This window comes from Microbacterium sp. str. 'China' (assembly GCF_002993305.1).
Classification (GTDB): Bacteria; Actinomycetota; Actinomycetes; order Actinomycetales; family Microbacteriaceae; genus Microbacterium; species Microbacterium paraoxydans.
Genome location: NZ_CP027434.1, coordinates 1,996,603 through 2,017,352 on the forward strand (window position 1 = coordinate 1,996,603; position 20,750 = coordinate 2,017,352).

The following is a 20,750-nucleotide window of genomic DNA, read 5'->3' on the forward strand; positions in this document are numbered from 1 at the left end:
CCCCACCGATGTCTGTACCCATCTCGCGCGGGCACAACCCGCTGCGCGACCCCGACGATCGTCGTCTCAACAGGATCGCGGGGCCCAGCGCCCTCGTGATCTTCGGCGTGACGGGTGATCTGTCCCGCAAGAAGCTCATGCCGGCGGTCTACGACCTCGCGAACCGGGGGCTCCTGCCTCCGGGGTTCGCGCTCGTGGGCTTCGCCCGCCGCGACTGGGAGGACCAGGACTTCGCCCAGGTCGTCTACGACGCGGTGAAGCAGCATGCCCGCACGCCGTTCCGCGAGGAGACCTGGACGCAGCTGCTCCAGGGCATCCGGTTCGTCTCCGGCGAGTTCGACAACCCCGACTCCTTCCGCAAGCTGCGGGAGACCGTCGAGAAGCTCGACGTGGAACGCGGGACCATGGGCAACCACGCCTACTATCTCTCGATCCCGCCGAAGGACTTCCCGCTCGTCGCGAAGCAGCTCAAGGACTCGGGGCTCGTGGGCGAGGACGCGGACGACGACGAGCGCTGGCGGCGCGTCGTCATCGAGAAGCCGTTCGGGCACGACCTCGAGTCGGCGCGCGCTCTCAACGCAGCCCTCGAGGTGGCGTTCCCCGCCGACTCGATCTTCCGCATCGACCACTACCTCGGCAAGGAGACGGTGCAGAACATCCTCGCGCTGCGCTTCGCGAACGAGCTGTACGAGCCGATCTGGAACCGCAACTACGTCGACCACGTGCAGATCACGATGGCCGAGGACATCGGCGTCGGCGGTCGTGCCGGGTACTACGACGGGATCGGCGCCGCACGCGACGTCATCCAGAACCACCTGCTCCAGCTCCTCGCGCTCACGGCGATGGAGGAGCCCATCAGCCTCTCCGCCGAGCATCTGCGGGCCGAGAAGGAGAAGGTCCTCGCGGCGGTGCACGTGCCGGAGGATCTCTCCCTCGCCACGGCGCGCGGACAGTACGCCGGCGGCTGGCAGGGCGGCGAGAAGGTCACCGGCTTCCTCGACGAGGAGGGGATGAACCCCGAGTCGACGACGGAGACCTACGCGGCCATCAAGCTGGAGATCGACACCCGACGCTGGGCCGGCGTGCCGTTCTACCTGCGGACGGGCAAGCGCCTCGGCCGTCGCGTGACGGAGATCGCCGTGGTGTTCAACCGTGCGCCGCAGCACCTGTTCGGCCGCGGCAACGCCTCGGAGCTCGGGCAGAACGCCCTCGTGATCCGCGTCCAGCCCGACGAGGGCGTGACGATCCGCTTCGGCTCGAAGGTGCCGGGCAACGGCACGAACGTCCGCGACGTGACGATGGACTTCGGCTACGGCCACGCGTTCACGGAAGCGAGCCCGGAGGCGTACGAGCGTCTGATCCTCGACGTCCTCCTGGGCGACCCGCCGCTGTTCCCGCGGCATGAGGAGGTCGAGCTCTCCTGGAAGATCCTCGACCCGGTGGAGAAGTACTGGGCCGCCCAGGGCGGTCCGGTGGAGCAGTACGCGCCCGGCTCGTGGGGACCGGCCTCGGCCGACGACCTGCTGGCCCGCGACGGACGAGTCTGGAGACGCCCGTGATCATCGACCTTCCCGACACGACCGTCAGCCAGGTCGCCAAGCAGCTCGTCAAGGTGCGCGAGGAGGGTGGCGCCGTCGCCCTCGGCCGCGTCCTCACCCTGGTCATCGCGGCCCGCAAGGGCGTCGCGGAGGCCGCGATCGACGCGGCGAACGATGCGTCGCGCGAGCACCCGATGCGTGTGATCGTGCTGACCACCGGCGACGGCGAGTCCCGCCTCGACGCGCAGATCCGCGTGGGCGGAGACGCCGGGGCCAGCGAGGTCGTCGTGCTGCACGCGCACGGCGCCGCCGCGAGCAACGAGGAGAGCCTGCTCACCGGACTGCTCCTGCCGGACGCCCCGGTGGTGGCGTGGTGGCCGGACGAGGCCCCCACCTCTCCAGCGACGTCGCCGCTCGGCCGCATCGCCCAGCGCCGGATCACCGACGCCGCCACGTCCCCGGATGTGCGCGACCGCCTCGCCCTCCTCGGGCGCACGCACGCTCCCGGCGACACAGACCTCGCCTGGACGCGCCTCACGCACTGGCGCGAGCAGCTCGCCGCGGTGCTGGACCAGCCGCCGTACGAGACCATCACCGCCGTCGAGGTCCGGGGGGGGAGCGCCTCGCCCTCCACCGCGCTGCTCGCCGCGTGGCTGCAGATGGCACTGGATGTGCCGGTGCGGTGGTCGTACGAGGACCCGGAGCACTGGCAGGAGGGCATCAAGTCGGTGCGCCTCACCCGGGAGTCCGGCGACATCCTCCTCGAGCGCCCGTCGCCCGGCGTCGCCGTCCTCACCCAGCCGAACCAACCCGACCACGATCTCCACCTGCCGCGGCGGACGCTGCGCGAGTGCCTCGCGGAGGAGCTGCGCAGGCTCGACCCCGACGTCCTGTACGGTCGAGTGATCACGGAGGGCTGGGAGAAGCTCGGTCCGCCCGAGACAGGAGAGTGACCTCGATGCCGGGATCGTCCGCAGAGAAGCGGGTCGTGGTCGAGGCCACCCCCGCCGCCCTCGCCCTCCGGGTCGCCGATCGCTTCCTCACCCGTGTCCGCGCGCGGACACGCAACGGCCGTCTGGCTCACGTCGCCCTGACGGGCGGCTCGATGGGCGGTGCCGTCCTGCGCGCCGTCCGGGACAACCCGCGGTCCGCTGAGATCGACTGGTCCCTCGTGCACTTCTGGTGGGGTGACGAGCGCTTCGTCCCGCAGGAGGACGCGGACCGGAACGCCCTCCAGTCGCGGGAGGCGCTGCTCGACCACATCGATGTCCCCGCGGAGAACGTGCACGAGGTCGCCGCCGCGGACAGCGGTCTCGACCTCGATGAGGCCGCCGCCGCGTACGCCGCCGAGCTCGCCCGCTTCGGCACCGAGGACCACCCGTGGCCGTCGTTCGCGGTGTGCTTCCTCGGCGTCGGCCCCGACGGACACATCGCTTCGCTCTTCCCGGACCGGGAAGAGGTCACCGTGACCGATGCCGCGGCGCTGCCCGTGCGGGACTCCCCCAAGCCCCCGCCCGAGCGGGTCACCCTCACCCGCCCGGTCCTGAACGCCTCCAAGCGCGTCTGGCTCGTGCTCACGGGTGCCGACAAGGCATCGGCGCTCGGCCTCGCTCTCGCCGGCGCCAGCTACACGAGCGTTCCCGCAGCCGGGGCGAAGGGCCGCAAGCGGACGGTCTTTTTCGTCGACGAGGCCGCGGCATCCGAGGTCTCCCCCGACCTCATCGACCAGGCCTACTGAGCGTCCGGGCCGCGTGTCTCACGCGGGTCCGGCTGCTCCGGCGCACCCGATGCGGGAGCAGCTGGCGGGGTGGCGGGATCGCTCCCCCGGGTGATGCCGAGCTCCTGGCTCTCGCTGAGGACCTGCGGGTGGAACCGGGCGAGCCCGACGACGCCCCAGACGGCGATGCTGCCGGCGACGCCGAAGATGATGAAGACCCACCACGGAGCCGCCGCGGCCTCACCGAGTACGAGCATGCCGATGAGCACGGCCACCATGGGGTCGACCACCGTCAGACCGGCGATGACGAGGTCCGGCGGACCGGAGCTGTAGGCGGTCTGCACGAAGTACGCGCCGACGGCACCCGCCGAGAGCAACGCGAGCAGGCAGACCGCGGTGATCCATTCGAACTGGCCGGCCTCGATGCGCTTGATGATGACCTTCGCGAGGGTGGCGACGAAACCGTAGAGGATGCCGGCGCCGATGATGTAGAACAGCGCCCGCATCCGGTGCCGGAGGATGAGCCAGCACGCCCCGAGCACGATGATCACGACGAGCAGGATCGCGAGGATGACGAACAGCTCGCGGTCCGTGACCTCCTTCTCCGTGGCGTAGATCGCGGCGAAGAACACGAAGAGGAAGATGCCGCCGACACAGGCGATGATCGCGGTGAGCGACTGCCGCGTGGGGGCGTGACCGGAGACGCGGGCGTTGAGCAGCGTGGTGATGACGAGGGCGATGGCGCCGAGCGGCTGCACCACGATCAGCGGCGCTTTCACGAGCGCCGCGAGCTGGCAGACGATCGCGAGGCCCAGCATGAGCGTCCCGACCACCCAGGACGGGCGCGTGAACAGGCGCTTGAGCTGATCGAAGCTGAGGCCGGCGGCGCCGTCGGAGCCGCTGAGCCGCTCGACCTTCTCCACGCCCCGGTGCTGGTACTGCGCGCCGAGCGACATGAACACGGCACCGGCGAGAGCCAGCGGGATCCCCAGGAGCAGGCCGGGGTTCTGGAACGCTCCGACCAGCTGGTCGCCGACGTCCTCGACCGTCCCCATCCACACCCCTGCGCTCACAGTACGACCCTACCCGGAGAGTGCCGCGGACTAGGGTTGTGACGTGGCTGTCCTTCCGATTCGCATCATGGGCGATCCCGTCCTGCACTCCCCCGCCTCCCCCGTCGAGGCGATCACCGATGAGATCCGCACCCTCGTCGCCGACATGTTCGAGACCATGGACGCCGCGCCCGGCGTCGGCCTCGCCGCCCCTCAGGTGGGGGTGCCGCTGCGGATCTACACGTACTCCTACGTCGACGACGACGACCAGCCGTGGCGCGGTGTGCTCATCAACCCCGAACTGTGGATGACGCCGACGGAACCGGGCGCGCCGGACCCCGAGCTGGAGTCCGAGGGCTGCCTGTCCTTCCCGGGCGAGCGGTTCCCCCTGCGCCGGTCCGACCGCGTGCGGGTGACGGCGACGGATCTGGACGGCAGCCCGGTCACGCTGGACGTGGACGGCTGGCGCGCTCGCATCATGCAGCACGAGTTCGACCACCTCGACGGCGTGCTCTACATAGACCGCCTCTCGGACTCCGACTGGAAGACGACGCAGAAGATCGCTCGCAAGCGCGGCTGGGGACGCCCGGGGGCCAGCTGGCTCCCCGGAGTGGATGACCTCGAGGGCTGATCCCATTCAGCCCACGCACAGCATCCTTCAAGTTGCGTCATAGACTCCGGGCACTATAGCGTGTTCGCGGCGGGGATACTCAGCATGCCCCGCGTCACGCTCTGAAGGGGAAATCCATGATGAAGTCGCGCACCCGTCGCGCACTCGTGCTCACCGGTTCGGCTGTCGCCGTCTCGCTCGCCCTCACCGGCTGCAGCGCGATCAACAGCATCCTCGGCGGCGGTCGCGCCGACGCCGACCGCGACGAGGAGACCGGTCAGGTCACCGAGAGCGCGAACATCGACGTGTTCTCCGTGAAGCTCGGCGACTGCATGCTCGAGACCGGCTCCGGGATGCTCACCGACGCGAACGTCGTGCCGTGCTCCGAGCCGCACGACGAAGAGGTCTTCTACGAGATCAAGATGGACGACGGCGAGTACTCGGAGGACGCCATCAGCGCCGCGTCCGAGGAGTGCATCGGCGACGCGTACACGTCCTTCGTCGGCGTCTCGTACCAGGAGTCCGCCCTGGACGTGACCACGCTCACCCCCAGCAAGGACTCGTGGGAGCAGGCCAACGACCGCGTGATCCAGTGCATCATCATCGACCCGGCCGGACAGGTCGAGGGATCGCTCAAGGGCGCCGCTCGCTGATCAGACCGCACCTTCACGAAGGGCTCCGCCGCGAGGCGGGGCCCTTCGTCGTCCGTGCCACGGCTCAGCCGTCCGCGGCACGGAGAGCGAGCCACGCCGCGACGCGGTCGTCCGGATCGGACAGCGAGAGGCCCGTGAGGTCCTCGATCCGTCGGACGCGGGTCGTCAGCGTCTGCCGGTGGATGCGCAGTCGCGCCGCGCTCTCGCTCCACGCCCCGTTGCACGTGAGGAACACCCGGAGCGTGTCGAGGAGCTCGGCCGGCCGCTCGGCTGCGCGCAGCGGGTCGAGCAGACGCGCAAGGCGCGTGGTCTGATCGGGGTCCAGCGCCCCGAGCACGAACGACACCGTCGGAATGGCCTCGTAGCGGACCACGCGTTCGCCGCCGGTGCGCGCGGCCTCGCAGGCGTGCCGCGCCTCGTCGATGCTGCGGGCGAGGGCATCCGTACCCGCCGGTCGGCCGAGACCGAGGTAGAGCGTCGAGGCGAACGCCCTGGCGCGATGCGCGATCTGGTCGGCATGGTCCTCGCGCACGACGCCCTGCACGATTCCCCGTTGCGACGTGAAGACGTGCTCGGCGCCGAGCTCGTCGAGCCAGAGACCGAGCAGATGCTCGACGTCGACACCGCTGGTGCGGGACACGAGCGCGAAACCCACCAGCACGCGCTCGTGCACGCCCCAGCGGCGGAGCAGACGAGTGGCCTCCTCCCCTCCCTCGCGGACGGTCTCGAACATCATCGAGCGGCCGAGGCGCTCCAGCTGGCTGCTGTCCCGGGTGCGCATCAGGAGATCGAGCAGCGCCGCGGCCTGCGAGCTCAGTTCGCGACCGCGGCCGGAGCTGTCGTTGCGCGGAGCGGTCACGAGCTGCGCGGTGATGTCCTGGCCAGGACCGACCGGGTGCACCTGCAGGGCGCGATGGCGCACCCGCACCGGTCGGCCGACGGCGACGGCGATCGCATCGTCGATGTGCAGGCTTCCTGCTCCTGCGGTCGTGATGACCTCGCCATGCCGATCCAGGAGCACCGCCCACCCGTCGATGCGGTGCGCCAGCTCCGCGATGACGCCGGTGATGCCGCTGCGCCGCGCCGCCAGCGTGAGCACCCGCATCGCCGAGGTGATGGCGCGAGCCTCCGCCGCCTGATCGACGGCGAGGAGCGAGGTCAGCGTCGGTACCACCAGCGGCGGTGACAGGGGGACCCCGACGATGGCCGTGAACCCCGCGTCCCGCACGGCTTCGCGAAGACGGGGGCTGTCGTCGCTCGTGACCACCACGGTCTCCCCCAGCGCGGCACGGCGGTCGCCGCCGACGCCGAGGAGCGCGGCCTCTTCGGCTACGACGAGCGTCGCGTGGAGCGGATCCACCGGCGGACCGAAGTCGTCGAGGGGAAGGACCGCGTTGACCGGCCGCGCTCCGGGGACAGCGCCCGGCAGCAGTTCCGCCCGGAGATACCTGGCCACGGAGGCGACGTCACGAGCCACCCTCCGATCATACAGATTGTCGAAGAGCAGCCGCTCTGTTCACGCTTCTGTCGGATGCCGAGGGCTTCCGCTCTCTCCTAGCATCGTGCGCATCCCCACTTCCCGAAGGATGTCATGAAAGCTGTTGTCTTCCGCGACCCCCAGTCGCCCATCGAGTTCGTCGACGTCGACCTCGCTCCGCCCCGCGCCGGTGAGGTGCGCGTACGCATCGCCGCCGCCGGTGTCTGCCACTCCGACCTGCACGTCAAGCGCGGCGAGTGGGACGCCGCCGCTCCCCTGGTCATGGGCCACGAGGGCTCCGGCGTCGTCACCGAACTGGGCGAGGGCGTCACCACGCTTGCTGTCGGCGACCACGTCGTGCTGAGCTGGGTGCCGCCGTGCGGCGAGTGCCGCTACTGCCGCGCCGGTCACGAGGCCCGCTGCCAGAAGGTCGCCACCGTGGTCGCTCCCCTCGGCGTGCTCTTCGACGGCACGTCGCGGCTGAGCCGCGACGGCGAGCAGCTGCACCACTACCTGGGTGTGTCGTCCTTCGCGGAGGAGGTCGTCGTCCCCGCATCCGGAGCCGTGAAGGTCCGCGACGACGCGCCCCTCGACGTCATCGCCGTGGTCGGCTGCGCTGTCGCGACCGGTGTCGGCGCCGTCCTGAACACCGCCGCCGTGGAACCCGGATCGACCGTCGCCGTGATCGGCTGCGGGGGCGTGGGCCTCAACGTCGTCCAGGGCGCCCGACTCGCCGGTGCCGAGCGCATCGTCGCGATCGACGTGCGGCCGGAGAAGACGCAGATGGCCCTGCAGTTCGGGGCCACGGACCGCATCGACGCCTCCCAGGGCGACGCCGTGGCGCAGCTGCGGGAGCTCATCCCGGACGGCGTCGACTACGCCTTCGACGCGATCGGACGCACCTCCACGACCGAGCAGTCCATCCAGATGCTCGGACTCGGCGGCGCCGCGGTCATCGTCGGGCTGCCGCCCACGGGAGCACGCGCCTCGTTCGAGCCGCTCGTCCTCGCCGAGGCCGACCAGCGCATCCTCGGCTCGAACTACGGCTCGGTGCGGCCGTCGATCGACGTCCCCGCGCTCGTGGACCGCTACATGGACGGGCAGCTCAAGATCGATCCGCTGATCTCCGGTCGCCGTCCGCTCTCCGAGGCCGCCGCCGCCCTGGACGACCTCGACGGCGGCTCGGCACTGCGCACCCTCCTCATCCCCTGACCGCCACGCGCGGCTCCCATCCCTGAAACCCGAATCCAGGAGAACCATGTCAGACACCGTCGTCGCCCCGCCCGGCGCCCCGCAGGATGCCGGGCTCCGCACCGGCGTCATGAGCGGACCCGAGCTCGCCGCCCAGGCCATCGCCAACATCGCCCCCAGCGCCGTCATCGCCTTCACGGCCGCCGCCATCTTCCTCGGCGCCGGGAACGGCACCATCTACGCCTTCGCACTGGCCACCATCGTGATCCTCTGCGTCGGCTACTGCGTCGTGGTGTTCGCCCGCAAGCACGCCTCCGCGGGCTCGCTGTACACCTACGTGTCGAAGGGCCTCGGCCCGTTCGGCGCCTTCCTCGCCGGCGTGACGTTGCTGATCGGCTGCTTCGGCATCGCGGCCGCCTCCCTCAGCGGCTCGGTCAGCTACATGGGACAGTTCCTGAGCATGCTGGGCCTGCCCGCCCAGGGGCTCGGCTGGGACATCGGCCTGGCGATCCTGCTCGGCGGCCTGGCGACGCTGTTCACCATCCGCGGCATCCGCCTGTCCGCCCGGGTCTCACTCGTCCTCGAGCTGCTCTCCGTCGGCATCATCCTCGTGCTGCTCATCGCGGCGCTCGCGTGGGCGGGCCCCTCCGCGTGGGACCCCGCGCAGGTGCTCGCGACCGGCTCGTCGTTCCAGGGCATCGCGTCCGGCATGGTGCTGGGCATCCTGGGCTTCGTCGGCTTCTCCTCTGCGGACGCCCTCGGTCGCGAGGCCAAGGAGCCGTACAAGGCGATCCCTCGCGCGATCATGTGGAGCGCCCTCGGCGTCGGCGTGCTCTACGTCTTCGCCGCCTACACGCAGATCGCGGTCCTCGGCGACGACCTCGCCACCGCCGCGAGCCCGCTGGAGAGCATGTCCGCCCTCATCGGCATGCCGGGCTGGTTCGCGGCCGTGCTCACGTTCGGTGTCTCGGCGTCCTTCTTCGCGGTCGTCGTCGCCCCGCTCAACGTGATCGGCCGCATCGTCTACGTGATGGGCAAGGAAGGCGTCGTCGCGGAACGCTTCGGCCGCACGCACGAGCAGCACCTCACGCCGCACCGCGTGCTCATCCTCGCCGGTGCCGCGGCGATCACGGTCGACATCGTGCTGCTGGTGGCGGGAGCGGCCACGGGCGACATCCTCGTCTGGGTCAACACCTGGGGCACCTACGGCTACATGGTCGCCTACGCCCTCGTCGCCATCGCGTGCGTGGTCTACACGCAGCGGGCGAAGATGCGGAACGGTCTCGTGAAAGTGTGCGCCACGGTCGCAGTCGTGACGATGGCGTACGTCTTCTTCGCGAACGTGTGGCCCGTGCCGGCCTTCCCGTACAACGTGATCCCCTACGTGTTCCTCGTGACCGTCGCTCTCGCGCTCACCCGGTACGCCTACCTCGCCCGTCGTCGCCCTGACGTCATCGCCCGGATCGGCAACACCGAGACGAGCGCTATGGAGGGCGTCGGCTGAACCGTCCTCTTCGACAGGAAGAGCCCCTCCGCGAGGAGGGGCTCTTCCTGTGTCCGGGCGTGCCGCCGAGCGGTCCGGGAACGGAAGAAGCCCCCTCCGTGGAGGGGGCTTCTCTCGTTGGCTCCCCGGCTTGGACTCGAACCAAGAACCTGCCGGTTAACAGCCGGCTGCTCTGCCAATTGAGCTACCGAGGAATGTGCGCCGCGGTGCGGGCAACTCGTCAAGCTTAGCAAACTCGAGACGCTGTTCGTGACACCGGGCCGCCTTCCGCGCCCCTCGGGCGTGTCGCGCTCAGCGGCGGGAATCCGACTCCGCATTCGGCACCCAGAGCAGGTCCTTGCCGACGCCCCGCGCGACGACGTGGCCCCCGCGCAGCATGAGCGTCTCGGCGTTCAGCTCCCGGATGAAGTCCGCGTCGTTGGTGACGAGGAGAGCCGCCATCCCCTCCTCCTTGCGGCGCCGGGTGATGGCGTCGAAGACGACCGGTCGCACCTCCAGATCGAGGTTCGCGAGGATCTCGTCGGCGATGAGCACCCGCGGCTCCAGCACGAAGGAACGGGCGATCGCGACCCGCTGGCGCATGCCCGCGCTGAGCTCATAGGGGAACTTCGCGGCGGTCCCGAGCGGCAGGTGGAGCTCATCCAGGAGCGTCGCCACCCGGATGGAGAGCGCCCGGGTGTTGACGCGCTTCTCCCGGATGAGGATCGGCTCGGCGATGACCTCGTTGACCGTCAGCTGCGGCGGCAGATCCGCCCCGGCACCTTGCGGCACGAAGCCCGTGCGGTAGGTGAGGATGCGATGCTTGCGACCCGGACGACGGATGTCGATGCCGCAGACCTGCGCCCGTCCGCCGACGACGCGCACCGAGGGATCCGTGGAACCCGCAAGTGCGGCGACGAGCGTCGACTTGCCCGAGCCGGTCGGTCCCGCGACGCAGATGAGCCCGCCGGGGGCGAGCGAGAACGTCACGCCGTCGACCGCGCGATTGGGCGTGCCGTGACCGATCCGGTCGATGACCAGATCGGAGCACTCGATCGCGTTCGAGGATTCGGGCGTACGGGGCATATCTCCATCCTGCCGTCTCGTCCGGGACCGGTCCGGTTACGACTCGGCGAAGAACCGCTGGCGCTCCACATCGATGTCCCGCAGCCGCACCCGCAGCGCGCGTCCGCCGTCGGAGTCCGCGGGGACGCGCTGGACTGCGCCCAGCAGCTCCTGCTTCTCGTGCTCGAGCTGCCGCACCACCAGCCGTCGGGCGAGATCCGTCGCCGACGCCACCGCGCCGGCCTCGTCCCGCGCCGGGAACGGCGTCATCAACAGCTCGCCCGCGAGCGAGCGGTACGGCTCGCGCACGCTGTTCACCGCGTCCGTCACCCAGCCGGGACGGCTGCGATCGGGGGCGGCGGCGACCGCCTCGCGCACGGCATCGAGGCCGGGCGTGCGGAACGGCTCCGCGAGGGCTCGCGTCAGCAGCGCCGCATCGATCTGGTGCCCGTACTGCAGGGCTCCCATGAGCGCATCGCGCTCCACGGCGACGTCGGGTGAACGGGGCAGGCTGGCGAGCGTCACGGCCGCGACGACCGGCCCGCCCGTGGCGGGATCGACCCGCGGACCGGTCTCCCGACGCGCCTGAGGAGCGGCCGCCTGCGCACCGCGCGCGGCGCGCTCGACCTCCCCATGCACCTCGGTCGGGTCCATGCCGAGTCGGCGCGCGAGCACCCGCTCGTAGCCGGGGCGCAGCAGGCGGTCGCGGATCTCCGCCACGATCGGGGCCGCGGCACGGAGGGCGCCGACCCGGCCCTCGACCGTGGAGAGGTCGAAACCCGCGAGCTTGCGGTCGATGGCGAACTCGAACATCGGCTGCTTCGCGTCCATGAGGCCGCGCACCGCCGCGTCCCCGCGCTGCAGCCGGAGATCGCACGGATCGAGGCCGTCCGGTGCGACCGCGACGAATGTCTGCGCGTTGAACCGGTCGTCCTCGGTGAACGCCCGCAGGGCGGCCTTCTGCCCCGCCTCGTCGCCGTCGAAGGTGAACACCACCTCCCCGGACGCGTTGTCGTCGCCCATGACCCGGCGCAGCACCTTGATGTGCTCGGCGCCGAACGCGGTGCCGCAGGTCGCGACCGCGGTCGTGAGCCCGGCGAGGTGGCAGGCCATCACATCGGTGTAGCCCTCGACGACGACGACCCGGCGCGGGTCGCCACGGGCGATGTCGCGCTTGGCGAGGTCGAGCCCGTAGAGCACCTGGGCCTTCTTGTAGATCGGGGTCTCGGGGGTGTTGAGGTACTTGGGGCCCTGGTCGTCGTCGAAGAGCTTGCGGGCGCCGAAGCCGATCGTCTGCCCGGACACGTCCCGGATCGGCCAGACGAGGCGGCCGCGGAAGCGGTCGTACACGCCCCGCTGTCCCGTCGAGACGAGGCCTGCGGTGCTCAGCTCTTCACGCGTGAACCCCTGCGCGGTCAGCGCCTTGAGCATGCCGTCCCAGCCGCGGGGGGCGAAGCCGACGCCGAAGTGCGCCGCCGCCCCGGCGTCGAAGCCGCGCTCCCCGAGGAAACGGCGGGCGGCCTCCGCATCCGGCGACAGCAGCTGGGAGCGGAAGAACTCCGCGGCCGCCGTGTTCGCCGCGTACAGGCGGCTGCGGCCACTGGTCTCCGGCGCCGCACCTCCGTCCTCGTAATGCAGGGTGTAGCCGATGCGGCCCGCGAGCCGCTCGACCGCCTCCGTGAAGCTCACGTGGTCCATCGCGCGGAGGAAGGAGTACACATCGCCCGACTCCCCGCAGCCGAAGCAGTGGTAGTAGCCGACCTGCTGACGCACGTGGAAGCTGGGGCTCTTCTCGTCGTGGAACGGGCACAGTCCCTTGAGAGAACCGACCCCCGCCGATTTGAGGGCGACGCGCTCCCCCACGATGTCCGCGATGTTGGTGCGGGCCTTGACCTCGTCGACGTCCGCCTGCCGGATGCGGGGCATCAGCGGGCGCCTTCTGCGACGGGCCGCCTCTCGACAGGCGTGCGCGCGCCGGGGCGCGCATGACGCGGCGTCCAGATGCCGACCTCCGCCGGGTCGATCTCCCCGACCAGGCGGTTATGCCAGTCGATCGCACTCTGATCGGTCAGGCTCGCGATCTGATCCACGACGACCCGCGCCCGCTCCGCGTCGCTCTCGGCGGCGACGAAGTCGGCGGCGAACGCGGGCTCCAGCACATCCGCGCCGGCCGACCACAGGGTGTCGGTCGACCACAGGGCGTCGGCCAGCCGCTTGAGGACCCTCCGCTGCTCCTTGTAGACGCCCTTCCTGGCATCGATCGTGACGATCGCCTGACCCATGATCCCCTTGAGCACCGCGATCTCGACCTCCACGACGCGAGGCACGATCACGTGCGCGTTGTAGCGGACCAGGTGCGTGCCCCCGAAGGCCTCCCGGGTGGCCGAGACCGCCGCGCGCGCGAACCGGCCGATGAGGTCGCTGGTGAGGTTCTTGAGCCGGGCGAGATCCTGTCGGGAACGATCGAAGGACGCGAGCCACATCGGCTGCGAGGCGAGCCGGTAGAGGGCGTCGGCGAGTTCGTCGCGCGTGAAGTCGTAGCCGACCCACTGCTGGATCCGGCTGAGCAGGGCCTCGTGGGCCGTGGGGTCGGCGAGCTGAGCGACGTCGACGTAGCCGTTGACGATCGCGTCCTCGAAGTCGTGCACGGAGTAGGCGATGTCGTCGGAGAGGTCCATGATCTCGGCCTCGATGCAGCGCAGACGGCCAGGGGCCCCCTCGCGCATCCACCGGAACACGGCCTCATCCTCCGGATACACGCCGAACTTCAGTCGACCACCCGGGTCGGGGACGGGGCTGTCGACGGTCCACGGATACTTGCAGGTCGCGTCGAGACTCGCCCGCGTGAGGTTCAGACCGACGGAGGAGCCGTCGGCGTCGAGCACCTTCGCCTCGAGCCGGGTGAGGATGCGGAGCGACTGGGCGTTGCCCTCGAAGCCGCCGATGGCCTCAGCCCACTCGTTCAGTGCCCGCTCGCCGTTGTGGCCGAAGGGCGGGTGACCGAGGTCGTGGCTCAGGCACGCGGTGTCCACCACGTCCGCGGAGACCCCGAGGGCCGCGGCGAGCTCTCGACCGACCTGGGCGACCTCGAGAGAGTGGGTCAGTCGGTTGCGGGCGAAGTCGGCCGTGCTGGCGGGGCTGAGCACCTGCGTCTTCGCGGCGAGCCGCCGCAGAGCCGCGGAGTGCAGCACCCGGGCGCGGTCGCGGGCGAAGTCGTCCCGCTCGGAACGGTGGGTCTCCGCGATGAAGCGCTCCGCGTCGCGCGGGTCGTAGCCGTCGGCGCGTGCGCCGGCCCTGGGGTCATCCGCCACTGTTCTCGATCTCCGCTCCACGCATCATCTCCGAGGCCGACGAGGCGAGCTCGCGCGACTCCAGCCACTTCTCCGGAAGGGCGGTCTTCTTCGGATGCCCCGCGCGGCCGCGCTGCCCTTCGGCGTCCGCACCCGGATACGGTGCCGCGCGGTCGAGCCGTCCGAGGAGGTCGTCGATCTCCTGCAGGCTCGAGGCCGTCGCGAGACCGGTGCGGATGTCTCCGCCCACCGGGTAGCCCTTGAAGTACCAGGAGACGTGCTTGCGGATGTCGCGGCAGCCGCGGTCCTCGTCCTCGAAGAACTCGACGAGCAGCTCCGCGTGCCGACGGAAGGCGTCGGCGACGAAACCGAGCGTCGCATCGACCGTCTTGCCCTCTCCCCCGAACGCGAGGGCGAGCTGCCCGAACAGCCACGGCCGTCCCAGGCACCCGCGGCCGACGACCACGCCGTCGCAGTCGGTCTCCGCCATCATGCGCACGGCGTCGTCCGCCGACCAGATGTCGCCGTTGCCCAGCACGGGAATGCTGGTCATGGCCTGCTTGAGCTCGCCGATCGCGCTCCAGTCTGCGTGACCGGAGTAGAACTCGCTCGCGGTCCTGGCGTGCAGCGCCACGGCAGCGGCTCCAGCGTCCTCGGCGGCCCGCCCGGCGTCGAGGAACGTGAGGTGGTCGCGGTCGATGCCCTTGCGCATCTTCACCGTCAACGGGATGTCGCCGGCGGCCTTCACGGCCTGATCGACGATGTCGGCGAAGAGCTTCGACTTCCACGGCAGCGCCGCTCCGCCGCCCTTGCGCGTCACCTTCGGGACCGGGCAGCCGAAGTTGAGGTCGATGTGGTCGGCGTGGTCTTCCGCGACGATGATGCGGACGGCCTCGGCGATGGTCTTCGGATCGACGCCGTAGAGCTGGATGGACCGCGGTGTCTCCGACTCGTGGTGCCGGATCAGTCGCATGGTCGTCTCGTTGCGTTCGACCAGCGCGCGCGAGGTGATCATCTCGCTGACATAGAGGCCGGCCCCGTACTCCCGGCACAGGCGTCGGAAGGCCGTGTTCGTGATCCCGGCCATCGGCGCGAGGACGACCGGCACGTCGAGGTCGATCGGGCCGATGCGGAGGGGGCGGGCGGGGGCGGTGGCGAGAGTCATGGCGTGTCCATTCTCCCAGACCCGGAGCCGGTGGGGATGCGGCGACCTAAGCTGTGCATATGACCGATTCCGCACTCCGTTCCATCCCCTTCACCGACGCCCAGGGGCAGGAGAAGACTCTGGACGATCTGGGTGCCGACGTGGTGCTCGTGGTGAACGTGGCCTCCAAGTGCGGCCTCACTCCGCAGTACGAGCAGCTGGAGGAGCTGCAGCGGCGCTTCGGAGACCGCGGCTTCACCGTGGTCGGCTTCCCCTGCAATCAGTTCTTCGGGCAGGAGCCCGGTTCTGTCGACGAGATCCTCGAGTTCTGCTCCACGACGTACGGCGTCTCCTTCCCGGTGAACGACAAGATCAAGGTCAACGGCAAGAACGCCGCCGAGCTCTACAAGGCGCTCAAGGAGACGCCGGATGCGGGGGGCAAGGCCGGCCGCGTCGAGTGGAACTTCGAGAAGTTCCTCGTGCTGCCGGACGGCGACGTGCTGCGCTTCCGCCCGAAGCAGAAGCCGGACGCTCCCGAGATCGTCGAGGCGATCGAGGCCGCACTCCCCCGCTGAGCGTCGTTCACCTCTGCGTCACGCGCGCACCGCGCCGTGACGCCCGACGTGGCCGCCCTCGTTCACCTTCCGGTCTCCCCGTCGACATGTGGCGTCCCTAGTCTCACCGCGGCGACACGCGCCGAAGACGAAGGAGACCACGCATGCCCGACCGACTGCCCCTCAGCCGGCGAACTGTCCTCACCGCGGGAGCGCTCGGTGCGCTCGGTACCGCCCTCCCCCTCGGCACCGGACCTGCCGCAGCGACGATCGCCCCGGCGTCGCCGGGTGGTGGGCAGGCGCGGAACCTGCGCTTCCGCGCGGACGGCACCTTCAAGGTCGTGCAGTTCAACGACACGCAGGACGACGAGCTCACCGACCGCCGCACCGTCGAGCTGATGGAGAAGGTGCTCGACCAGGAGAAGCCGGACTTCGTGGTCATCAACGGCGATGTGATCACGGGCGGGTGCGAGACGCGGCTGGCGGTGAAGCAGGCGATCAACAACGTCGTCATGCCGATGGAGTCCCGTCGCATCCCGTGGGCGGTCACCTACGGCAACCACGACGAGGACTCGCTGCCGCAGTCCGGCGTCGATGAGGCAGGGATGCTGCAGATCTACCGGTCGTACGAGTACAACGTGAACGCCGAGAACACGCGCGGCGTGACGGGCACGAGCAACACGATCGTGACGATCGGCTCCGCCGCGAAGAAGAACCGGGAGGCCTTCGCGCTCTGGCTGATGGACTCGGGCCGCTACGCGCCGGACGCCATCGACGGCCAGGACTTCGCCGGCTACCCGGCATGGGATTGGCTGCGCATGGACCAGGTCGCCTGGTACCGCGACCAGTCGCAGCGGCTGGAGCAGCGCCGAGGGCGCAAGGTCCCGGACCTCATGTTCCTCCACATCGCCCTGTGGGAGCACCGCTTCATGTGGTGGGGCGGTGTGGACACCCGCACGGCAGCCGATGCCGCCCGCGGCAGGGCCCGCCACGGCATCGTCGGGGAGCGCAACGAGGACGAGTGCCCCGGACCGTTCAACTCGGGGATGTTCAACGCGATCCTCGAGCGCGGCGACGTGAAGGGCGTGTTCGTCGGCCACGACCACGTCAACGACTACATGGGCGACTACTACGGCGTGATGCTCGGATACGCTCCCGGCACCGGCTTCGGCGCCTACGGTCTGGCCGGCGCGGAGCGCAATCGTCTCCGGGGCGGCCGGGTGTTCGAGCTGACGGAGGCCGGCGACGAGGTCACGATCGCCACGCGCGTCGTCTATGCGCGGGACCTCGGCATCGACCTGACGGCGAACGATCAGCCGATGGAGCCGCTCCCCCTCGGACCGCGCCAGCAGCGCCTCTGAGCCCGGGCAGAAGAACGGCGGGGACCCCCGACCCGGGGTCCCCGCCGTCGTCTGTCGATGCGGGTCAGGCCTCGACGGCCGTGCTGCGCTGCGCCCAGAGGTCGCGGATCACGTTCTCGAACGCCGCCGGCGGCTGCGCGCCGCTGATGCCGTACTGACCGTCGACCACGAAGAACGGCACCCCCTGGATCCCGTAGGCGCGAGCCTGCGCCTGGTCCTGGCGGACGTCGGCGAGGTACTGCTCGCTCTCGAGTGCGGCGCGGGCGCGATCGGCATCGAGGCCCACCTCGGCGGCGAGGGCGACGAGGTCGTCGATGCGTCCCACGTGCTTGCCCTCGGTGAAGTAGGCGGACATGAGCCGCTCCTCCATCTCGTGCTGGCGTCCCTCGGCCTTCGCGAAGTGCAGCAGCTCGTGCGCCTTCACCGTGTTCGTGTGCTGCAGCAGGTCGAACCGGTACTGCAGGCCCGCGTTCGCGGCGACGTTCGTGACGTTGGCCAGCATCTGCTCGACCTGCGTCCGCGGCATCCCCTTGTGCCCGGAGAGGAAGTCGATCTCGTCACCGTCGAAGTCGACCGGGGTGTCCGGGGAGAGCTCGAACGAGTGGAAGGTGACCGTGACCTGCGGAGCGTCCTCGTCGGCTGCGACCGCCTCCAGCCCCTTCTCGAGGTTGCGCTTGCCGATGTAGCACCAGGGGCAGGCGATGTCGGACCAGATGTCGATGGAGATGGGTTCAGTCACACCGTGGTCAACCGTCCGCGCGTCCGACGTATTCCGTCAGTAGAATCCTCGGATGCTCTCCGCCGATGATCCCCTGCCGTTCCGGCCCGCACGGGTGCTCGTCGCGGGCGTCACCGGGTCGGGGAAGACGACTCTGTCCCGACGGCTCGCCGCCCTCTGGGACCTCCGTCACGTGGAGATCGACGGCCTGTTCCACGGCCCGGACTGGACCCCGCGGGCGGAGTTCCTCGACGACGTGCGCGCCTTCGCCGCGGAGGAGCGCTGGGTGACCGAGTGGCAGTACACGAGCAAGGGCACCGACGAGATCCTGACCCCGAGAGCGCAGCTCGCGCTCTGGCTCGACTACCCGTACCGCGTGGTGCGGTCGCGTCTGCTCCGGCGCACCCTCAGCCGCAGCATCCTCCGCACCCGGATGTGGAACGGCAACGTCGAGAAGCCGATCTGGCGGATGCTGGGGGCCCCGCCGGAGGAGAGCATCCTGGCCTGGCAGACGAAGACGCTGCGAACCTGGTCCGAGCGCTTTCCCGCGGTGCAGGAGCGCTTCCCCCACCTCACGATCGTGCGGCTGACGCATCCGCGGGAGACGGAGCGCTGGCTGCGGGCTCAGGCCGAGGTCGGGGTGTCCACGGCGCCGCCGAAGCGTCGGTCGCGGGAGAGGTAGACCCCGATCGCGCGCCAGAGCTCCTCGCGCGAGAAGTCCGGCCACAGCGTGTCGAGGAACACCATCTCGGCGTAGGCCGACTGCCACAGCAGGAAGTTGGAGGTGCGCTGCTCCCCCGAGCTGCGCAGGAACAGGTCCACGTCCGGCATGTCCGGGACGTAGAGGTGACGACGGATCATCTTCTCGCTGATCGCGTTCGGCTTCACCCGCCCGGCCGCGACATCGGCTGCGATGGCCCGCATCGCGTCGACGAGCTCGACCCGACCGCCGTAGTTCACGCACATGGTGAGGGTGAGCACGTCGTTGTCGCGGGTGAGCTGCTCGGCGTACTGCAGCTCCTTGATGACGCTCCCCCACAGGCGCGGCTTGCGCCCCGCCCACCGCACGCGCACACCCCACTCGTTGAGCTGATCGCGGCGCCGGTGCAGCACATCGCGGTTGTACCCCATGAGGAAGCGGACCTCCTCGGGGGAACGGGCCCAGTTCTCGGTGGAGAACGCATAGACGGAGAGGTGCTTCACGCCGGCCTGGATCGCGCCGGCGACGACGTCGAGCAGCACCTCCTCCCCGGCCTTGTGGCCCTCGATGCGGTTGAGGCCCCGGCGGTTCGCCCAGCGCCCGTTGCCGTCCATGACGATGGCGACGTGCTCCGGGACGGCCGGGAACGCGGGCGGGTACACGCCGGTCCAGTCGATCGGCCGATACGGCACGGCGTCCTTGTGCGTGTAGGGCTTCGGGCTCACCGTGCTCCTTCTCCGGGGGTGGACGACACGTGCGCGAGCGAGCGGATGCCCCGCTCCAGGTGCCACTGGGCGTATGCCGCGACGAGCCCCGAGGCGGCGGCGGTGTCGGCGTGCGGGGCCGCGTCGATGAGGTCCCAGTCGCCGCGGATCAGCGCGCGCAGCAGTGTCAGGGTCTTCTCGGCGATCCGCGGGCTCCCGGCGGGTGCATCGGCGTGGCAGACCAGGCCGCCCAGCTGCGCGACGAAGACGGAGTGCGGCCCCGGAGCCCCGCAGCGCGCGCAGTCCTCGAGGGACGGTGCCCACCCCGAGAGGGACATGACCCGCAGCAGGTACGAATCGAGGATGCTGCGCGGAGCGTGCTCGCCGCGGGACAGCGCCCGCAGCCCGCCGACGAGCAGGAGGTACTGTTCCGGGGTGGCCTCGGCGTCGCTGAGCCGATCCGCCGTCTCGACCATGGCGTTCGCGGCGGTGAACCGGTCGTAGTGTGCGGCGATGTCCGTGCCGTAGGCTCCGAGCGACTCGGCCTGCTGCACGATGTCGAGCGAGCGGCCTTCGTAGAGCTGCACGTCGGCGACCATGAACGGCTCGAGGCGGGAGCCGAACTTCGACGAGGTGCGCCGCACGCCCTTGGCCACCGCGCGCACCTTGCCGTGCCGCCGGGACAGCATCGTGACGATGCGATCCGCCTCGCCCAGCTTGTGGGTGCGCAGGATCACCGCTTCGTCTCGGTAGGTGGGCACCCTTCGATTATCCTCCGTGCGCGACAATGGACGCGTGACCGAACCGCTCTTCACCATTCCGCTGTGGGCGGACCTCCTCGGCGTCGGCCTCGGCGGAGTGCAGGGCGCGATGTTCGCCGCCGGATTCCAGGGGCAGCGCCGGCTCGACTGGCTGGGCGTCGCGATCATCGGGATCATGATCGGCATGGGCGGCGGTCTCATCCGCGACATCCTGCTCGGACAGACGCCCGCCACCCTGCAGAACCAGTGGTACCTGGTCACGGCCGCGGGTGCCGCCCTGCTCGGCATGCTGCTGGCCGGACTCTTCACGCGGCTCAACACCGCGATCGTGGTGCTGGACGCCGTCGTGATCGGCATGTTCGGCGCCTTCGGGACGAGCAAGGCGCTCGCCTTCGGCATCCCGGAAGTGCCCGCGGTCTTCATCGGGGTCTGCGCCGCAGTCGGCGGGAGTGTGCTCCGCGACATGCTGATGGGCCTGCCGACGGCGATCATGCACGTCGGCTCTCTGTATGCGGTGGCTGCGGCCGCCGGATGCACGTTCATCGTCGTGGCGAACGCCGTCGGGATGCCCATCCCCCTCGCGGCCGTCATCGGCATCGTCGTGACCGCCGTGATCCGGATCCTCGCCGTGACGTTCGACGTCTCGCTTCCGGAGCAGCGCCGTCTCTACCGCCGCAAGGTCGCCGCCGAGACCGGTGCCATCCCGATCGTGAAGCCCCAGGACTGACTTCG

The 20,750-nt window shown here is 70.3% G+C and carries 20 protein-coding genes and 1 tRNA gene; 11 read left to right on the top strand and 10 right to left on the bottom strand.

From position 1 onward, the window contains the following. Positions 1–8: 8 nt before the first annotated feature. The 3 genes from zwf to pgl are packed head-to-tail and all read left to right on the top strand — an operon-like array spanning position 9 to position 3,276. Complete coding sequence (gene zwf, locus C6C15_RS09610) at positions 9–1,559, top strand: glucose-6-phosphate dehydrogenase (RefSeq protein ID WP_025103658.1); 1,551 nt, start codon at positions 9–11, stop codon at positions 1,557–1,559. Beyond that, complete coding sequence (locus C6C15_RS09615; RefSeq protein ID WP_060921903.1) at positions 1,556–2,491, top strand: glucose-6-phosphate dehydrogenase assembly protein OpcA; 936 nt, start codon at positions 1,556–1,558, stop codon at positions 2,489–2,491. The genes zwf and C6C15_RS09615 overlap by 4 nt, the downstream gene beginning before the upstream one ends. A gap of 5 nt (positions 2,492–2,496) precedes the next feature. Then, positions 2,497–3,276, top strand: coding sequence for a 6-phosphogluconolactonase (gene pgl / locus C6C15_RS09620; RefSeq protein WP_199787644.1), 780 nt, complete (start codon positions 2,497–2,499; stop codon positions 3,274–3,276). Here pgl and C6C15_RS09625 read toward each other — a convergent pair. After that, on the bottom strand, positions 3,270–4,310 hold the full coding sequence (locus tag C6C15_RS09625) for a DMT family transporter (RefSeq protein WP_105949946.1): 1,041 nt from the start codon (positions 4,308–4,310) through the stop codon (positions 3,270–3,272). The genes pgl and C6C15_RS09625 overlap by 7 nt on opposite strands. Before the next feature lie 61 nt (positions 4,311–4,371). Here C6C15_RS09625 and def point away from each other — a divergent pair, with 61 nt between their 5' ends. Together def and C6C15_RS09635 are read left to right on the top strand one after the other, a co-directional pair. After that, entirely contained in the window at positions 4,372–4,938 is a 567-nt protein-coding gene (gene def, locus C6C15_RS09630; RefSeq protein WP_105949947.1) for a peptide deformylase, read from the top strand. 116 nt (positions 4,939–5,054) lie between these two features. Continuing rightward, positions 5,055–5,570 (top strand): septum formation family protein, encoded by a 516-nt coding sequence (locus tag C6C15_RS09635; RefSeq protein WP_060921905.1) that lies wholly within the window; start codon positions 5,055–5,057, stop codon positions 5,568–5,570. Between the two features lie 64 nt (positions 5,571–5,634). Here C6C15_RS09635 and C6C15_RS09640 read toward each other — a convergent pair whose 3' ends face one another. Continuing rightward, positions 5,635–7,047 carry a helix-turn-helix domain-containing protein gene (locus tag C6C15_RS09640; protein WP_105949948.1) on the bottom strand — a complete coding sequence of 471 codons (1,413 nt, stop codon included), beginning with the start codon at positions 7,045–7,047 and terminating at the stop codon, positions 5,635–5,637. A 114-nt stretch (positions 7,048–7,161) separates the two neighbouring features. Between C6C15_RS09640 and C6C15_RS09645 the strand changes: the two genes are divergently transcribed. Together C6C15_RS09645 and C6C15_RS09650 are read left to right on the top strand one after the other, a co-directional pair. Next, a complete protein-coding gene (locus tag C6C15_RS09645) occupies positions 7,162–8,259 on the top strand; it encodes an alcohol dehydrogenase catalytic domain-containing protein (RefSeq protein ID WP_025103665.1) in 1,098 nt (365 codons plus the stop codon). A gap of 46 nt (positions 8,260–8,305) precedes the next feature. Beyond that, entirely contained in the window at positions 8,306–9,742 is a 1,437-nt protein-coding gene (locus C6C15_RS09650; RefSeq protein ID WP_105949949.1) for an APC family permease, read from the top strand. 118 nt (positions 9,743–9,860) lie between these two features. On the opposite strand, the gene C6C15_RS09655 is transcribed toward C6C15_RS09650, so the two are convergent. From C6C15_RS09655 to dusB, 5 genes are all read right to left on the bottom strand, one after another. Further along, a tRNA-Asn gene (locus C6C15_RS09655) sits at positions 9,861–9,936 on the bottom strand. Between the two features lie 97 nt (positions 9,937–10,033). Next, entirely contained in the window at positions 10,034–10,807 is a 774-nt protein-coding gene (locus C6C15_RS09660) for an ATP-binding cassette domain-containing protein (RefSeq protein ID WP_025103667.1), read from the bottom strand. A gap of 36 nt (positions 10,808–10,843) precedes the next feature. Further along, positions 10,844–12,712, bottom strand: coding sequence for a DNA primase (gene dnaG, locus C6C15_RS09665; protein WP_105949950.1), 1,869 nt, complete (start codon positions 12,710–12,712; stop codon positions 10,844–10,846). Continuing rightward, positions 12,712–14,097, bottom strand: a complete 1,386-nt coding sequence (locus C6C15_RS09670) for a deoxyguanosinetriphosphate triphosphohydrolase (RefSeq protein WP_105949951.1) — start codon at positions 14,095–14,097, stop codon at positions 12,712–12,714. The genes dnaG and C6C15_RS09670 overlap by 1 nt, the downstream gene beginning before the upstream one ends. After that, positions 14,087–15,241: a tRNA dihydrouridine synthase DusB gene (dusB, locus tag C6C15_RS09675; RefSeq protein ID WP_105949952.1), complete on the bottom strand. Its 1,155-nt coding sequence runs from the start codon at positions 15,239–15,241 to the stop codon at positions 14,087–14,089. The genes C6C15_RS09670 and dusB overlap by 11 nt, the downstream gene beginning before the upstream one ends. 59 nt (positions 15,242–15,300) lie before the next feature. Between dusB and C6C15_RS09680 the strand changes: the two genes are divergently transcribed. Next, positions 15,301–15,795 (top strand): glutathione peroxidase, encoded by a 495-nt coding sequence (locus C6C15_RS09680; protein WP_060922173.1) that lies wholly within the window; start codon positions 15,301–15,303, stop codon positions 15,793–15,795. Between the two features lie 143 nt (positions 15,796–15,938). Next, positions 15,939–17,135 carry a metallophosphoesterase family protein gene (locus C6C15_RS09685; protein WP_199787645.1) on the top strand — a complete coding sequence of 399 codons (1,197 nt, stop codon included), beginning with the start codon at positions 15,939–15,941 and terminating at the stop codon, positions 17,133–17,135. A 64-nt stretch (positions 17,136–17,199) separates the two neighbouring features. Here C6C15_RS09685 and C6C15_RS09690 read toward each other — a convergent pair whose 3' ends face one another. After that, positions 17,200–17,874, bottom strand: a complete 675-nt coding sequence (locus C6C15_RS09690; RefSeq protein WP_105949953.1) for a DsbA family oxidoreductase — start codon at positions 17,872–17,874, stop codon at positions 17,200–17,202. Positions 17,875–17,926: 52 nt separating this feature from the next. On the opposite strand from C6C15_RS09690, the gene C6C15_RS09695 reads away from it, so the two are divergent. Next, on the top strand, positions 17,927–18,535 hold the full coding sequence (locus C6C15_RS09695) for an ATPase AAA (protein ID WP_025103674.1): 609 nt from the start codon (positions 17,927–17,929) through the stop codon (positions 18,533–18,535). Here the strand turns inward: C6C15_RS09695 and C6C15_RS09700 are convergent. After that, the gene (locus tag C6C15_RS09700) at positions 18,478–19,278 is read right to left on the bottom strand and encodes an isoprenyl transferase (protein WP_025103675.1); all 801 of its coding nucleotides are present in this window, start codon (positions 19,276–19,278) and stop codon (positions 18,478–18,480) included. The genes C6C15_RS09695 and C6C15_RS09700 overlap by 58 nt on opposite strands. Continuing rightward, on the bottom strand, positions 19,275–20,018 hold the full coding sequence (recO, locus tag C6C15_RS09705) for a DNA repair protein RecO (protein ID WP_025103676.1): 744 nt from the start codon (positions 20,016–20,018) through the stop codon (positions 19,275–19,277). Before recO ends, C6C15_RS09700 begins: the two co-directional genes overlap by 4 nt. A 34-nt stretch (positions 20,019–20,052) precedes the next feature. Between recO and C6C15_RS09710 the strand changes: the two genes are divergently transcribed. Beyond that, on the top strand, positions 20,053–20,745 hold the full coding sequence (locus C6C15_RS09710; protein WP_025103677.1) for a trimeric intracellular cation channel family protein: 693 nt from the start codon (positions 20,053–20,055) through the stop codon (positions 20,743–20,745). Positions 20,746–20,750: the final 5 nt, after the last annotated feature.

Excerpts from the sequence above, each read along its gene's own strand:
- zwf (WP_025103658.1), top strand. The coding sequence starts at position 9 with ATGTCTGTACCCATCTCGCGCGGGCACAACCCGCTGCGCGACCCCGAC.
- pgl (WP_199787644.1), top strand. The coding sequence starts at position 2,497 with ATGCCGGGATCGTCCGCAGAGAAGCGGGTCGTGGTCGAGGCCACCCCC.
- C6C15_RS09625 (WP_105949946.1), bottom strand. The coding sequence starts at position 4,310 with ATGGGGACGGTCGAGGACGTCGGCGACCAGCTGGTCGGAGCGTTCCAG.
- C6C15_RS09635 (WP_060921905.1), top strand. The coding sequence starts at position 5,055 with ATGATGAAGTCGCGCACCCGTCGCGCACTCGTGCTCACCGGTTCGGCT.
- C6C15_RS09645 (WP_025103665.1), top strand. The coding sequence starts at position 7,162 with ATGAAAGCTGTTGTCTTCCGCGACCCCCAGTCGCCCATCGAGTTCGTC.
- C6C15_RS09650 (WP_105949949.1), top strand. The coding sequence starts at position 8,306 with ATGTCAGACACCGTCGTCGCCCCGCCCGGCGCCCCGCAGGATGCCGGG.
- C6C15_RS09660 (WP_025103667.1), bottom strand. The coding sequence starts at position 10,807 with ATGCCCCGTACGCCCGAATCCTCGAACGCGATCGAGTGCTCCGATCTG.
- dnaG (WP_105949950.1), bottom strand. The coding sequence starts at position 12,712 with ATGCCCCGCATCCGGCAGGCGGACGTCGACGAGGTCAAGGCCCGCACC.
- dusB (WP_105949952.1), bottom strand. The coding sequence starts at position 15,241 with ATGACTCTCGCCACCGCCCCCGCCCGCCCCCTCCGCATCGGCCCGATC.
- C6C15_RS09680 (WP_060922173.1), top strand. The coding sequence starts at position 15,301 with ATGACCGATTCCGCACTCCGTTCCATCCCCTTCACCGACGCCCAGGGG.
- C6C15_RS09685 (WP_199787645.1), top strand. The coding sequence starts at position 15,939 with ATGCCCGACCGACTGCCCCTCAGCCGGCGAACTGTCCTCACCGCGGGA.
- C6C15_RS09695 (WP_025103674.1), top strand. The coding sequence starts at position 17,927 with ATGCTCTCCGCCGATGATCCCCTGCCGTTCCGGCCCGCACGGGTGCTC.